Annotated in this window: 14 protein-coding genes; 4 read left to right on the forward strand and 10 right to left on the reverse strand. The window is 31.9% G+C overall.

Features of this window, described 5'->3' with window-relative positions:
* Positions 1 to 205 precede the first annotated feature (205 nt).
* From DK441_RS21320 to DK441_RS21350, 7 genes are all read right to left on the reverse strand, one after another.
* Positions 206 to 922 (reverse strand): type 1 glutamine amidotransferase, encoded by a 717-nt coding sequence (locus DK441_RS21320; protein WP_109852542.1) that lies wholly within the window; start codon positions 920 to 922, stop codon positions 206 to 208.
* Between the two features lie 6 nt (positions 923 to 928).
* On the reverse strand, positions 929 to 1444 hold the full coding sequence (locus DK441_RS21325) for a GNAT family N-acetyltransferase (RefSeq protein WP_109852544.1): 516 nt from the start codon (positions 1442 to 1444) through the stop codon (positions 929 to 931).
* Positions 1445 to 1902: 458 nt separating this feature from the next.
* Positions 1903 to 2706, reverse strand: a complete 804-nt coding sequence (locus DK441_RS21330) for a hypothetical protein (protein WP_109852546.1) — start codon at positions 2704 to 2706, stop codon at positions 1903 to 1905.
* Positions 2707 to 3153: 447 nt separating this feature from the next.
* Positions 3154 to 4395: a M57 family metalloprotease gene (locus DK441_RS21335; RefSeq protein WP_109852548.1), complete on the reverse strand. Its 1242-nt coding sequence runs from the start codon at positions 4393 to 4395 to the stop codon at positions 3154 to 3156.
* A gap of 361 nt (positions 4396 to 4756) precedes the next feature.
* Positions 4757 to 5041, reverse strand: a complete 285-nt coding sequence (locus DK441_RS21340) for a hypothetical protein (RefSeq protein ID WP_109852549.1) — start codon at positions 5039 to 5041, stop codon at positions 4757 to 4759.
* Between the two features lie 364 nt (positions 5042 to 5405).
* A complete protein-coding gene (locus tag DK441_RS21345; RefSeq protein ID WP_109852551.1) occupies positions 5406 to 5708 on the reverse strand; it encodes a hypothetical protein in 303 nt (100 codons plus the stop codon).
* 765 nt (positions 5709 to 6473) lie between these two features.
* Positions 6474 to 6656, reverse strand: coding sequence for a hypothetical protein (locus DK441_RS21350; protein ID WP_025667074.1), 183 nt, complete (start codon positions 6654 to 6656; stop codon positions 6474 to 6476).
* 1051 nt (positions 6657 to 7707) lie between these two features.
* Here DK441_RS21350 and DK441_RS21355 point away from each other — a divergent pair.
* From DK441_RS21355 to DK441_RS21370, 4 genes are all read left to right on the forward strand, one after another.
* Complete coding sequence (locus DK441_RS21355) at positions 7708 to 8388, forward strand: DUF4331 family protein (protein ID WP_109853597.1); 681 nt, start codon at positions 7708 to 7710, stop codon at positions 8386 to 8388.
* Positions 8389 to 8418: 30 nt separating this feature from the next.
* Entirely contained in the window at positions 8419 to 9045 is a 627-nt protein-coding gene (locus DK441_RS21360; RefSeq protein WP_370444334.1) for a hypothetical protein, read from the forward strand.
* Positions 9046 to 9184: 139 nt separating this feature from the next.
* A complete protein-coding gene (locus DK441_RS21365) occupies positions 9185 to 10474 on the forward strand; it encodes a cell surface protein (protein WP_109853598.1) in 1290 nt (429 codons plus the stop codon).
* 9 nt (positions 10475 to 10483) lie between these two features.
* Positions 10484 to 12709, forward strand: coding sequence for a TonB-dependent receptor domain-containing protein (locus DK441_RS21370; protein WP_109852554.1), 2226 nt, complete (start codon positions 10484 to 10486; stop codon positions 12707 to 12709).
* A 453-nt stretch (positions 12710 to 13162) separates the two neighbouring features.
* Here DK441_RS21370 and DK441_RS21375 read toward each other — a convergent pair whose 3' ends face one another.
* From DK441_RS21375 to DK441_RS21385, 3 genes are all read right to left on the reverse strand, one after another.
* The gene (locus DK441_RS21375) at positions 13163 to 13510 is read right to left on the reverse strand and encodes a hypothetical protein (RefSeq protein ID WP_109852557.1); all 348 of its coding nucleotides are present in this window, start codon (positions 13508 to 13510) and stop codon (positions 13163 to 13165) included.
* A gap of 277 nt (positions 13511 to 13787) precedes the next feature.
* The gene (locus tag DK441_RS21380) at positions 13788 to 14585 is read right to left on the reverse strand and encodes an anti-sigma factor domain-containing protein (protein ID WP_109852559.1); all 798 of its coding nucleotides are present in this window, start codon (positions 14583 to 14585) and stop codon (positions 13788 to 13790) included.
* A gap of 6 nt (positions 14586 to 14591) precedes the next feature.
* Positions 14592 to 15122: an RNA polymerase sigma factor gene (locus DK441_RS21385; RefSeq protein ID WP_109853599.1), complete on the reverse strand. Its 531-nt coding sequence runs from the start codon at positions 15120 to 15122 to the stop codon at positions 14592 to 14594.
* Positions 15123 to 15964: the final 842 nt, after the last annotated feature.

Raw genomic sequence — 15964 nt, forward strand, 5'->3', positions numbered from 1 at the left:
AAGTTTTAAAAGATTATTTTCTCTACTAAAGTTAACATGAAAGAATGTTTTTTATAAGTATAATATCCCGAAATAAAAGGGTTTATTGTGTAGATTAAATGTTTTTTTGTTAATAAACAAGGTTTTGAAGTAGTGCAGAAAAAATTTAGGAAATTAGGTGTGTATTCTAATTATTTATGATAGACTTTGGAGGAAAAGATAGTGGTTATAACTCATCATCGGTATAAAGAAATTGATTCAAGAAAAAATCAAAAAAGATATTTCCAGAATCAAAGGAAGGTCCCTCGTTTATAATTGCATCAACATTTTTATGGTTTTTTTCCAAAAACTTCCTGTCTTTTAGAAAATAATCGTTGCCGGATTCTCTGTTAAACTCAGGGTGAAATTGGATTCCGAGAAGCTTTCGTTCATAGTTGATATAGGCTTGGATTTTGGTATGCGTATTGGTAGCAAGAATTTCTGAACCTTTTGGCAATTCTACAACTTCATCAAAATGATGCTGCCATACAGTTTCTTGTTTCCTAACATTAAATAGATCTGTTGCGGTATCGGTAAAAGAAACTTGTTCCCATCCAACCTCAAAACCATTGGGAGAAGAGCGCACAACATGATCTCCTACTAATGCCTTGCATATGAGTTGATGCCCATAACAAATCCCCATTTGCCAAACCCCTTTTGCATTTATTTTTTGAATATAATCTATTGCTTTTTTTGTAAATGGAGCCGTTTCTGTAATAGATAGTGCAGATCCTGTATGAATCACGTGTGTGAATGCTGTTTTGATTAAATCATCAGGAAAAGATGCTTCTGTATCAATATATAATGAGGAAACTTCAATAGCTGTGGGTAAGCATTGTTTGATTACAGGTATTTCACTTTGATCAACAGAATAATCTAAGATCAATACTTTTTTTTGTTTCATAGTTTTCTATTTATAATTAGGATTGAACCAAGCCATGTGTAGTGGAGTTTCAAATTTTGAGTTCGAAATAAATATTTTATCCTTTTGTCTTCCTTCATTAATAAAACCAAGACTTTTATAAAATCTTACATTTCGATCATTGTGTTCTCTGGTATATAATTCGACCCGAAAGATATGAGTTAGGTCTGTTTTTACATCCTCTAAAAATTGTTCAAATAATTTTCGTCCAATTCCTTTTCCCTGATGATTTGGGTCAACTACTATGGTTACATCTGTTAATATGTGCTGAAAAGCATAAATACTAGGCGTATATGCATGAATTTCGCCAACAATCTTGTGATGCATAAGCGCAATTAAAATATGCCCATTGTTGATAGAATTTTCTAAAAACTGAGAAATATACTCTAGATTAATTTCATTTGTATTACGAATAATCCCATCATCAACCTCTGCTGTTTTTTTGTAGAGCTGTAACAGCTCGTCTTTGTTTTTTAATTCAGCTTTTTTTATATGTAGATTCATTCTCTAGATGGTATTATATGTTATGGAGTACTTTATACTTGTTATAAGAAAGGGAGATTACAAAAATAATATTTTGATTTAGAATATAGTGCAATTACTTCTAAATACGAAGCTCTAAAAACATGGTTATAAATCAATGGATTAAAGTTTTTTGTGTTAATAAACGCGGGTTTTGAAGGAAGTCGAAAAAACAAGTAAAGAAACCTCACAAATCCTTAAGACCTGTGAGGATATCATCAATCTCATTTAGTTAAGCTTATAATTGTTAGCCTGAGCCCTTCGATAGAAACTTAGGATAAACCTGTCGAAGACATTTGAAAAAGCATTTCAACAAGCCTGTCCTTGTCCTGAGTCTATCGAAGGGCTCAATGTGATATGAAATTTTAAACCTTATCCTTAACTAAACAAAAAATTAGGGAATCCTATAGAATACTATAAAGATTCACGTGCTTAATTGATTAATTGTGACCAGGGCCACCTGTATCGCAAGATTGAGTTATAGGTATACTGCGAATTTGTACATCGTTTGGATTATTATTATTAACACCTCGTACTTCTAATCTTGCTGATCTTGCTCCTTCTCTAGCGCAATTCCTCCAAGGATTGATAAGTACTCTTAAACTTCCAAATTTGGAGTGAACTTCATCGTTTGTGAATGCCCATGGAGATACATTTCTTTTAAATATAATTTTAGAGGTCCATGTATAACCTATAGACGTAATAAGAACTCGATGACCAGGTACTAATCCCCCACTACCTGCCTCTATAGTAGGGCAATCTGGAGATACACTAAATTGTGGTGGAGGTAATTGCGTTATATGAATTAACTTACTATGAAGTAACTCGCTACTGGCACCGAGATATTGAGCTATAAGAGTTATCTTCCGTGGTAGATTTGATCCACTATACCTAGCTATCCTTAGAGTAAAAGATTTTTTGTTACTTTGTGTTTGAAAGCCTTCTGCCCATGGAGCAACAGGATCATTTACAATTCTAAGAGACTCGAAATTAGGATCTCTACTTTCCCCAGTAAATACCTTAAAATCTCGTAATGAGCCAAATACAAGAGATAACTCTGTTTCTTCTTTTACTACGATTTCATCTGTTTTTAATTCATAGGTAAATGCAGCCTTAGCATCTACTGTTGTGGTTTGTTCTAATTCTATGGTTTCTGTTTCTATAGTATCATCTTTACTACAAGAAACCATAAAAAATAATACTAGTACCCCTATATAGAGGTGTAATACATTCATTTTTTTCATTTGATTTGTGTTTATGTTTATAAATATGTGTAGAAAATAAAAAAGCTTTATTCTCTATACTAAACTAGTCAAAGAGTGTACTTACTTCTAAATAAGAAACTCTGAAAACAGGGGCGTAAACCAATGAATTAAAGTTTTTTTGTGTTAATAAACAAGGGGTTTGAAGGGAGTCGAAAAAACTAGTAAAGAAACCTCACAAATCCTTAAGACCTGTGAGGATATCATCAATCTCATTTAGTTAAGCTTATAATTGTTAGCCTGAGCCCTTCGATAGAAACTTAGGATAAACCTGTCGAAGACATTTGAAAAAGCATTTCAACAAGCCTGTCCTTGTCCTGAGTCTATCGAAGGGCTCAATGTGACATGGAATTTTAAAATCGTATCCTTAACTAAACAAAAAATTGGAGTATCCTATAGAATACTATAAAGAATGATGTGTTTCATTGATTAATTGTGACCAGGGCCACCTATATCGCAAGATTGGGTTATAGGTACACTACGAATTTGTACATCGTTTGGGTCATAGTTAGAAGTAAATGTTAATTTTAACGTTGCTGATCTTGGTCCGGCAGTGCCACAATTTCTCCAAGGATTAATAGATACTTTTAAACCACCAAGCCTGGAGTGATTTTCATCTTTTGAGAATGCCCATGGAAACACATGTCTATCAAATATCATTTTGGAGGTCCAAGTATAACCTGAAGATATAATAGAAACATGATGGCCAGACAGCAATCCTCCACTGCCCGCTTCAATAGTAGGGCACGCTGGATCTACAACAATTAAGGGTTTTCCATATAGTTCTCGTAAAGCTATCTTATCTAGATCACTAAAAAATCTAGTATCACTTTCATCAACTGAGCAGCTTAAAAAAATAGAATTTAAGTCGACATTGTCAAAACCAGAAGTTCCTGGGATTATATTGGCTCCCAAGGGTAATGCCGTTTCTCCATTATCTTTGGGGCATGAGATTGAACTATCAAACCAATCGGTATGTCTTATACCTATTGTATGACCTATTTCATGCATAATGATCTTAGCCGTAAACAAAACGCTTGTTTGAGAAAGATCTGGGTTTAAATTTATATTATCAGCTGGCTTTCCGTTAACAGGAGTTGGGTTAGTTACAAATGCTCTAGTATCAGTGTTACGAAGATTCGTGTTAACAAACACCTTTATATCTTCAGTAGCAGTATCTATGTCGGACCCAGATCTAATTGTAAATGATAAAGAAAGATTAAGTTTATTATATTCACCTACTGCAATATTTAGGGCAACTCTCATATCTTGATCTAGAGAACGATCATCGTTCGGGGCATCCATAGCAAAAATTGTAATCCTTCTAGGTGCCTTAACTAGTCTGTTTGTTGAAAATTGTTTTGTGTTAAGGTTGGAAGCCTGATTGCCCAAGAGGATTTTTAAACCCTCAATTGAGAACGCTAAATCATTCTGCAAAAAATACAATTTTTCTGTCTCTCGAGTAATGGGATTGGCAATAGTTGTAATAGAAAGATCACGAGCATCATAGCCCAATTGTGTAAATTTTTGCTTCGTATCTGCCAGAGGGTCAACCATAGTTTCTTCTAGCTCTGTCTCTGTAGTTTCTGTAACCTCATCTTTGGTACAAGAAACCATAAAAAATAATACGAGTACCCCTATATAGAGGTGTAATACATTCGTGTTTTTCATTTGATCTGTGTTTGTGTTAATAAATATGTGTAGAAAATAAAAAAGCTTTATTCTCTATACTAAACTAGTCAAAGAGTGTACTTACTTCTAAATAGGAAGCTCTAAAAACATGGCTATAAACCAATGAATTAAAGTTTTTTTTGTTAATAAACCGAGAATTTGAATAATTTAATAAAAGGCACATAAAATATCCTGTCCAAATCGTAGAAAGCTATTAAATAGCTATAAATTGTTTTGGTTTTTTATTTGAGAAAATATTTAGGTTTTTTGTGATAACTATTTCAAATACATCATTAAACTTAGAGCATGTTTTAATTATAAATAGATGGCATATATGAAAAAATGAAGTTTAAACAAATAATCATTTTAATGGTGTCTTTTTTGTAGTATTGTCTTCTTGTTCTTGTAGATCAATTAACCTTATTATTTCTAGTGCTCTTTTTTCATCGATAAAAACTCCAGGGTGTGATTCAGGATAGTGACTAGTGGTACCATAAAATTGATGCCATTTACCTGCACGATACTCTTCTTTTTTCCATGAATCGGTTATAATTACTCTAATCAATGAATACTTTTTTTTACCATCAACAAAGTATTCTTCTAAATGATAAAAAAGTATTTCTAATTTGTTAATTCCCTCTTTCATCGCAAATAATAGTTTTATCTGTAGTATTCTAAATAAGTTTTTGAAAGCTTTTGATCACATCATGAAAATAATAAAAGTGTATTTATACAATAAATTTATGATTATATTATAAGTTTTAAAAGGGGTAAATCACTGAAAAATAGATTTTTAACCGCTGAATTAAGTTTTTTAAGGTGTTTTTTCAAGGATTTTTAAGGCGATTGATAAATAGCAACAATATTCCTTATACCTGGCTTGTTGTATTTAAGCTTTATTTTTGGCAATATAGGTTTTGAATAATAAGGAAGAATGTATTTTGTGGGTTCAGAGAATTTTACACCTTCAAGTAATTAAAATTCTGTTTCTAATTTTAGCTCCTAACATTTCATTTTTTATTGTAAAGTTGTTTTTGCTTTTGATGATCAATTAATATCATTATTTCTACTGCTTCTTTTTCGTTGATAAATATGCCGGGACATTGATTGCGATAATAGCTTTTAAAATATTGAATTGGATACCATCTACCGTTATGATACTTTTCTCTTTTCCAATTGTCAAATACTTTAACTCTGATTAGAGAATACTCTTTTTTGTTATCTTCTATGTATTCTTCTAAATGGTAAAAAAGTATTTCTGACTTGTTAATTTTTTCTTTTGCCTTTACAAAACAATTTTCTAGATCTGTCATTAATGTTCTAAGTTGGTTATAATAATTTCGAATCACATCATGAAAATAATGAGATGTGTTTTCTGTTGTAAATTTATGGTTATGTTTTGAAAATAATGAAGAGTAGTTTCCTGAAAAACAGCAATTTTTCAGGAAAATCAAGCTTTTTTGAAATGGTTTTTGCTTGGACTGGTAAAGTAGTTACAGAAAGGTTATTTCACGAAGTTGATTTTATATTTTTAGTAAAAATTAAGGCTATAATGACATAAATAATAGTGATTTGAAAAACAATGTATGTGTCTATATAATCTCTTGTGTTACGCTATCTGTTTTCATAGTATAATATAATATTTTCTTAGATTTTTTTGAGAAGAATATTACTTTGTTAGTTAAGATTACTTTTCTCTTAAACCACTTCAATAATGATTTGTATAAAATAATAGACCATTAAGAGAAACTCATGCATTGTAAATGATTTCTCTTAATGGGAACTATTCTACATTAAAAGGCACATATGCCCCAGTGAAGATGACATTTTCCTGAGCAGCAATCACTATGCCTATCACAAGGTATAATCTGTGGTATGCAATCAAATGATAAAGATCCGGCATTAACAGATTTTTGCTCTTCTTTTTTTAAAACTTTAATTTTTTCTACGTTTAAAATGTTGTTAATCATTGTATGAATATTTGAAGGTTAATTTATTATTCTTTTCAACTACCAGTAGACATAAGAATAGTAGCTAATAGTTAGATGGATACTGGTTTAGTTCTATAAGTTCACTAACTAAAAAGCACATAAACCTTTAAATATACCAGTTGTATTACAGGTAGTACAGCAATCTTCATTGCTTCGGCATGGGCGAATTTCGGGCAAACAATCAGAAGCAAAAGATCCGGCATTAACAGATTTTTGTTCTTCTTTTTTTAAAATTTTAATTTTTTCTACGTTTAAAATGTTTTTAATCATTGTGTAAATATTTAAAAAGTTAATGTATTAATGTTGGCTTACTTTTAAGAGGTAAGGTAAAACTATGATTTGGATAAGTAGTTTTGTACGATTTCCAAAAAGGCCATAAGCGATAATCTCTTGTGTTAAGGGTTTCCAAATTTTCATCATTTAAGTTTTTTTCAGTAAACTCAAACAACACATGAAATTAATCAATTAAAATTCTGAGATGCTTGTGTCAGTGATTAAGAAGAAATTTTGGAAACCTCAAGGCTTTTATCAAACTAAAAACAGGGTTAATTTTGAATCCATCCAATATTAGAAAGTACAGATTTGTACATGGGTGCCATTAATTATTACACCACAAGTAGCATTACAGTGCTCACATTCATGATCATACATGCATTCTCTAATTTCTGGACAAATACTTGAAAAACCACCGTTAATGTGTTTTTGTTCTTCTTTTTTTAAAACTTTAGTGTTTCTGAGGTTTAAAATGTTTTTAATCATTGTGAAATATATTTAGATTAATATTTTTATAATACGAGATACACAGGTCTAATCCAGAGAAGTGTAAAACGAATAGTTTCTATTTTTCTAAAGGTAGCTAAACAGCTCATTTATATCTAAATAAAGTATCCCAAAAACAGCTAAGAAGAGAGGCATACCATGCGTTTTTTTGTTAAAAAACCACGGATTTTTAGAAATGAAGTGAAAACAGAGTAAGGATAAACTTTGGAGTAGTGTTTTTTTCGATGAAATCGTGTTTTCCTATTACTTTATATAGTGAAGTGGTTTAAACTTTTTTCAATTTGCTAAAAAAATGTCTTTTTGCGCCTATATTTCACAATTTTTGACTTCCGTAGCTCTGCTATGCAACTAAAAAATTACTTCATCTGAACACAAAACCACTATTTTTCACTTAAACCAAAAAAGTTTAAACCACTTCAGTAAGTAGTGTGTATACTTTATGATTTAATTTTAACAATTTTTTAACGTTTCTGAAAAAACCATACGCTAATCACCTTCGTAAGTATGGCTGTAAACTTTTAAAATAAAAAAAATGAACATTATTAAAAAAACAAACTTGTTTATCATTGGCGGCCTCCTTTCAATAGGAATAGTATTAATGGCTGCTGATCATTTAGATGCTACAGCTGTTGCTGGGGGTACTGCAGACATCACAGATGTTTATGCTTTTGAAGGAGCAAACCCAGACAACACCGTTTTTGTAGCAAATGTGCAAGGGCTTTTAACACCGGGAGCTACAGCACAATTCGATGAAAATGTGTTAGTAGAGTTCAACATTGATAATACTGGAGATCTAGTAGAAGATTTAGTGATACAAGCAATACCTAGAGATGGTATTATGTATTTCTTTGGGCCTTATGCTCCAGGTACGACAGGATTAAACAGTACTATTGATGACAAAACTCAGTATTTAGGTCAGGTAGAGATTAGTACAGGAGCAAACGCAACTACGGCAACTGCTAATGGGATCTCTTATTTTGCAGGTTTAAGAGAAGATGCGTTCTTCTTTGATTTTGCTCAATTTAATGCAGTTATCGGAGGAACATCTACTGCACCAGGAGGTGGATTTAACAATCCAGGGGTAGATGCATTTGATAATACCAATGTATTATCCATTGTAGTAGAAGTATCTAATACATTGTTAGGAGGAACTTTTGACCATCCTGCAGGAACAGGAGTACAAGTATTCAACACCTGGGTAGAAGCAAAAAGAAAACAATAATAAGAAGATAATTTTTTAAAAAATACAAACATGATGAAATTAAATAATATAAAATATATAGTAGCCACTCTTGTAATCGCCATTGGAGTAAGTAGTTGTAATAAGGATGATGATGGTGGAGTAGTAATCCCACCACCAGTACAGTTGGATTTTTCTGGGACATTTGTTCAGGAAGATCAAATGGGAAGAGCCGCTATCAACACAGTATTGAATGGAGACTCTAGTGATAAAAATGATTTTAATGTTACGATTCCTTCTGAGATGGTATCAAAATTTCAGCCTAAGTTTTTGGATCGCGCTGTAGCATTGCACTCAGCTTTTGGAGTGGCTTATGAAAATAATATATTAGGTCTGGATGCAGTTACATTAACTACTATTCTGGCTGCTGATGTATTGCAAGTAGCACCAGATGGGCCAACTACATATTTTGACGGTAGTGATCCTAATAATCCAGTAGTACTTACTGGTCGAAAGTTAAGAGATGATGTTGTAGATATTTCCTTGATCCTTTTATTTGGAGGAAATAATGGAGATCGGTTTAATGGTCAACCTGATGGTTCGGGAGGTTTTCTTCCTATTTTGGTTTCTGATGGAGTAGATGCATCAGGAGAAACTCCTTTGGCTTCATTCCCATACTTAGAAGCGCCTCATATGTAAAATAGAACCCCTACTTATCTAGTCATAATCGAACGAAGTCGAGAAATTACCCCGTATTATATTCCAAGTATCATCGACTTCGTTCTTTATGACAATCCTAAAATTGCCTCGAATACAAAAACTTCAAAAAACAAAAAAGATGAAATTAATAAACATAATATATGTAATGGTTATGGTATGCATTGTTGTTTCATGCCAGAAATCAAAAAACATCATTACCAGCCCTCAGGATTATGAAGCGTATATTCAGAAAAAAGAAAACCCAAAAGCTCAACAGGCTATAAAAGAACTACAGTTCTGGAATAACAGAATAACAGAAGATAGTACACAAATTCTTGCTATGTCTCGTGCAGCAGGAGTCTGTTCACAGCTATTTCAATATACAGCAGATATACAACAGCTTAAAAAGGCAGAGCAGCTACTTCTCAAATCTGTAGCTGTAGCTGCTATAAAAAAAGAAGGCTACCTATTGGCATTAGCGCAAAATTTTATTTCTCAACATCGATTTAATGAAGCAAAAAAAGCGGCACAAGGCGCCTTTATATTAAACCCTAATAGAGCATCAAGATTAGTATTGTTTGATGTAACTATGGAATTAGGAGAGTATGACGATGCAAAAAAGCATTTAGAGAGTGTTGCAAATACAAGTGATTACAATTTTTTAATTCGATTGGCAAAATGGAATGATTATAAAGGTAATCTGGATGCTACAATACGCTATATGGAAAAGGCAAAATCGATTGCAGAAAGTAGTAAAAACCAAAATCTAATCCTGTGGTCGTACACAAATATTGCAGATTATTATGGTCATGCCGGTAGAATCAAGGATTCATATAACCATTATTTAAAAGCATTAGAAATAGATCCTTCAAATGGATATGCTAAAAAAGGAATTGCATGGATTGCCTATTCATACGAGCAGAACCCAGAAGAAGCGTTAAGAATTATGGATGCCGTGATAGAGACCCATCAAAGTCCAGATTACTACTTATTAAAAGCTGAAATTGCCGAATTTCAGAATAACAAAAAAAACAAACACCAAAATATTGCTGCCTATCAAGAGGCTGTTGATGATCATAGGTATGGCGATATGTATAATGCCTACAATGCATTACTTCTGGCAGAAGAACACCAAGAATTTGATAAAGCTTTACAGATTGCAGAAAGAGAGATTGCTAATCGACCAACGCCAGAAACCTATGATTTAAAAGCATATATCCTTACGCTTAAGGGAGACTATAAACAAGCATTAGAAATCGCACAAGAGCATATCATTGATAAAACTTTTGAACCAGAAGCTAATTATCATATCGCAGAGATTTATAAAGCCAATGGTTTACTGGACAAAGTAAAATCTATAAAAGAAGAACTACTGGAGAGTAGTTATGAATTAGGCCCCGTATTATCTAAAAGTATAAAAGAACTATAATCAAAACCCATGAAGTACTATATTTATATACTAATGATCTTTTGTTTTGGTTATGTACAAAGCCAAACTATAAAAGGTAAGATTCAAGACACTTTTACTAATCCTCTGGATGGAGTATATGTTTTGAACACAACATCAGAGAATCATACACATACCCTCGAAAACGGAAAGTTTCTTTTAGACAATGTTTCTGTTGGGGATACACTAACCATTCGTTTATTGGGGTTCGAAACCCAACAATTAGTGGTTAGAGCAGAAGATTTTACTAAAGAACAGACTATTACATTAAAAGATAAGATATTTCAGTTAGACGAATTAATAGTAAAACAAGAAATAAACCCATTACAGTTGATTACTAGACTGGATATGAAGACAAATCCTGTTAATTCTTCTCAGGAAGTACTTCGCAGGGTACCTGGTTTATTTATAGGACAACATGCCGGAGGAGGAAAAGCAGAACAAATATTTCTTAGGGGCTTTGATGTAGATCATGGTACCGATATAGCCATTTCTGTAGACGGGATGCCGGTAAATATGGTTTCTCATGCCCACGGCCAAGGATATGCAGACCTTCATTTTGTAATTCCCGAAACTATAGGTAAGGTGGATTTGGGTAAAGGTTCTTACTATGCAGATCAAGGTAACTTTAATACTGCAGGATATGTTTCTTTCTATACTAAAGAAAGATTTAAGAGCAATCAAATCAAGATAGAGGCTGGTGATTTCAATACCTTTAGAACGGTTGGTTTATTTAATCTTTTTGAAGCCTCGGCAAAAGAAGATATGATTTTGGCACTAGAATATCTCGAAAGTGATGGCCCTTTTGAGTCTGAACAGAATTTTAACAGGATTAATCTAGCTACAAAATATACAACGCAACTTTCTGATAACAATAAGATATCCTTATCAGGGTCTCATTTTACCAGTAGGTGGGATGCGTCGGGACAAGTTCCAACCAGAGCAGTAGAGTCGGGTTTAATTACCAGATTTGGCGCAATAGATGATACCGAGGGAGGTAAGACATCAAGAACAAATTTTAATATCAATTATAACAAATTTATATCTGATAATACAACACTCAAAACCAATGCCTATTATACTCATTATGATTTTGAATTGTATTCTAATTTCACTTTTTTTCTTAATGACCCAATTAATGGTGACCAGATCAGACAAAGAGAGGAGCGTAACATTTTTGGGTTCAATAGCAAATTAAAATCATTTTTCTCGTGGAATGATATTAATATTGACATTAATGCAGGAATAGGGGTTCGCAATGATGCTATTGCTGATAATGAATTGTCCCGAACGAGTAATAGAACCCAGATACTGCAAAATATAAGTTTAGGAAATGTGAATGAAACTAATGCATATGGCTTTGTAGAAACTGCTTTTGACTTCGGAAAACTAAAGATAACACCAGCGCTTCGATTAGATTATTTTAAATATATATATGAAGATGCACTTTTATCGAATTATGAGACTCAATCCAATACAAAAAGCATTCTTACTCCAAAACTCCAATTTTCATATGTCCCTACAGATAACCTGAATGTTTTCTTAAAATCAGGAATTGGTTTTCATGGTAATGATACTAGGGTAGTAGTAGCACAGCAAGGAGAAAAAATATTACCTAAAGCTTATTCGATGGATGTTGGGCTAAACTGGAAACCATTTTCAAGACTATTTTTTAATACGGCATTTTGGTACTTAAAACTAGATCAGGAATTTGTGTATGTCGGGGATGAAGGTGTTGTAGAACCGAGTGGTAAAACAAGAAGATTAGGACTAGATCTAAGTGCTAGGTATCAAATTAAGGATTGGTTGTATTTTGATACAGATATTACGTATACAAAATCCAGAAGTTTGGATGCACCTAAAGGAGGAGATCATATCCCATTAGCACCAAAATTTACAGCTGCAGGAGGAATTAGTTTTGATAAGATACACAACTTTTCTGGTGGACTTAGATACCGATATTTAGGAGATCGAGCTGCAAATGAAGACAATAGTATTGTAGCAAAGGGCTACACCATCTTTGATGCAAATGTTAATTATACATGGAATGATTTCAATATCGGACTTACTATAGAGAACCTATTTAACAGTGAGTGGAACGAAACACAATTTGCTACCGAATCCAGATTGTTTAATGAATCTGAACCCATAGAAGAAATACACTTTACTCCCGGTACACCTTTTTTTGCTAAGGTAGGAATAACATATAGTTTTTAAGTATGAAAATTAATATTGTGATAAGTGATATTAATTATAAAATAACCTCAATTTATTAATTGTTGTTTGTTTTTTGATGTGTAGAAAAGCTTGTTTGCAGGGGCGCAAACGGGCTTTTCTTATTTAGGTTTTTTTTGTAGTGAGTACTTAACCAGAATATTAGTTGAGCTAATACCATTAACAATTGGAATGTATTGTAATATTTTTTGTTGAAGCATTTATTGCTCTATTCAAGCAGGGTAAGCATATTTAAGATCAATACATATTAAAAAGAGGATTTTTAATTGTTTTTTGTAGGGTTTTGTCATTCCAGCGTAGGCTGGAATCTATTTTCAATCAAAAAAACGGTATCAAACCTATACAAATTGAACTTTTACCCTTAAAGTAAAAGTAGTTTTTTTAAATGTGTTTGCCTTGCCTTTTTCATTACATTAATTTGAAATAAACAAAAAACTAAAGGTAAAGATTGGCCCAATAAATCAAACCAAATTGTAGTAATAATCTAGTAACTAAAACAAATTTTGGTAGATTTAAACTCGCTTTTTTATGTATAAGCATATGTATATGAACCGGAAAAAATAGAATGAGCATAAAAATTATACTCCAGGCAGAAACTGTCTTGGTTGTTGTAAATAATAAACCGCAACTCACAAGAATTTCAGCAATACCACTTACATAAACCAAAAGTTTATGATAAGGAATATACAAAGGCATAATTCTCATGAATGCCTTAGGACGAATTAGATGAAAAACTCCGGCAATACCGAAGATGAAGGATAAAATATATAAATGCCAGTTCATTAGATTTTAGTGGTTTTTTTCTCGATACGGTTATGTGTATGATTTTTGTTTGAAGTCATCATTTTAATATAGCTTCTTTTCTTAAAATTGTACGGTACAATCTGTATTCATAGAAACTTGATTTCTGAAGTATATTTTTTGTAATATACAAAACCAAAGTATAAAGTATTGTGCCTTTCTTGGTTTTGAATGTATGATTTCTATAGGTAGTATTATAATAAATGAAAATATCTCTAATTATAATTTTTACTAGTTGATTTACATCAGTGCCTTAGAATTACGATGCTACAGTCCCCAATGTGTATAATTGCTCCATAGTAGGAGATTCGCTACCACCTTCAGGTTCTAGAGTTATTCCAAAGGCTTCGGATTTGTTAGGATTGTTTAACATGAAAATTTTAGTATCATCTTTGTTAAATTCATCCAATATCCCCATACTAGTAGGTGTTAACGGATCAAGTTTTAGTGACCATACTTGATATACTTTTCCTGGTGGGGGAGTTGGTAGACCCGCTACATCGATATAAGCGGTTTGTTTATCTTTATCCCAATATACAGCAGCATAAGCAGTAGGATCAATCTGTTGTGCCCGTAATGGAATTTGTATAATATCTTTATTTCTCAATACACTTAATAAAGATTTAGTTTTAGAAAGATCTTCTTCGGCAACATTTATTTTTCCTTCTAAAAGTATTTTTTCTGTTTGATTGATTACAAGTTGTTGTTGTAATGTTCTGTTCTTATTAAACTGAACAAATAATCCAATTAATAAAGCTACAGATGCTGCCCAACCGATATATGTAGGTATGTTATTGCGTTTTCGAGTAATTGGGATTACATCGCTGGTATTCTCAGATTCAATTTGATTTTTAATTTTAGTATATGTTGGTATTGTAGAAGTAGGAGCGGCTGCACTAGAAAGTTGATGTAAAGCTTTTTCTATACGATCTACCTCTTTTACTGCTTCAGGGTATTTTTGTAGTATCTTATATACTTCGGTATTCTCTTTTTCAGAGAGCGAACCATAAACGTATAGTTCTAAAATACCTGATGTTATGTATGCTTTAATATCCATGTAGTACTATACTTCTAATACCTGTTTTAGTTTATTGATACAAATTCTATTTCTCGTTTTAACTGTTCCCAAAGGGATATCAAGTTTTTCTGCAGTCTCTTTTTGTGTAAATCCTTTAAAAAATAACAAGTCTATTACTTTTATACAAAGAGGTTCTAACGCGGCTATATATTTTTTAATTCCTATACTATCTATTTTACTGGTAAAATTAGTCTTGTCTTCTAGTATATCTACGAAATAATCGGCAGTAAGGTTTTGCGAAGCGTTCTTGAAATTTTTAGAACGGGTTTTATCAATGGCAGCATTACGGGCTATATTAAGAATCCAGGTAAAAAACCGTCCTTTTTTCTCAGAGTAAGAATTTGCATTATTCCATATTTTTATAAACACATCCTGTAACACTTCTTCAGATAACACTTGGTCTCTTAATATATTATGAATAATACCAAAGACATTTTCAGAATACATATCATAAATACTTTTAAAAGCTGCTTGGTTTTTATGTTGCAAAGCTATAATAAGTTCTGTAGGTTGCATTCTATTCATAAACAATTGATTATTGAAAGTACTATTTTTCATCGACCAAAACAAAAGAAGTTATCAAAAGCTAACTTTTTTATTATTATATACATATAACCCGTTGTGCATTTTAATTAAAATTCGTTAGCTTAATGAATGTTATCAAGTTTAGATAATAAAGAACTTACTAGAAACACTGTTCTTGACATCTACCTAGCACAAAAGATTTTTTTGATAAAAAACATCAATACTGTTCGAAACAATTATTTTATATACAACGGGTTTAATTTAATAAATGTGCATATCCGTTTTAGCTCTCTGGTAAGCAAGTTCTCTATTTTTAACCCCTTGTTAGTTTATAAAATATGCTTTCAGAAAACTGTTTCCACTTAAAAGATTATAAAAACAATAGTTAAGTATCTAAACGGATATACAATTTGAATATATCATGAAGCGAACATATATATTCTGTACTAAAATAGTTATATAGTGCTGGTATGTCTAAGTGAAATACCCTAAAAAAAATGATTTTAGCCGTTGAATCAAGTTTTTTTTTGAATATAAACGATGGATTTCGGTTTGAATACAAAAATGATAAATATAGTAGCTCAATTAATTTACATTTTGCTATAAAAAAGCTAATATAACCAAACGAGTTACCTGTTTTTTATAATTAATTATTCTATAACAGTATAAAGAAAAAAGCACTGATATAGATATTTTGTTATAGCATCTAAGGAGTATTATAATGTTAGTTTTTATACTGGAATTATCCCCGTAATACCTATTTCTAAATGGTGTTTACCAGAAGTATGTGGTATGGTTTTAATACAAGTGTACGTTTACTTCTGCAGAAAAAA

The organism is Aquimarina sp. AU58 (assembly GCF_900312745.1).
Taxonomy (GTDB): Bacteria; Bacteroidota; Bacteroidia; order Flavobacteriales; family Flavobacteriaceae; genus Aquimarina; species Aquimarina spinulae.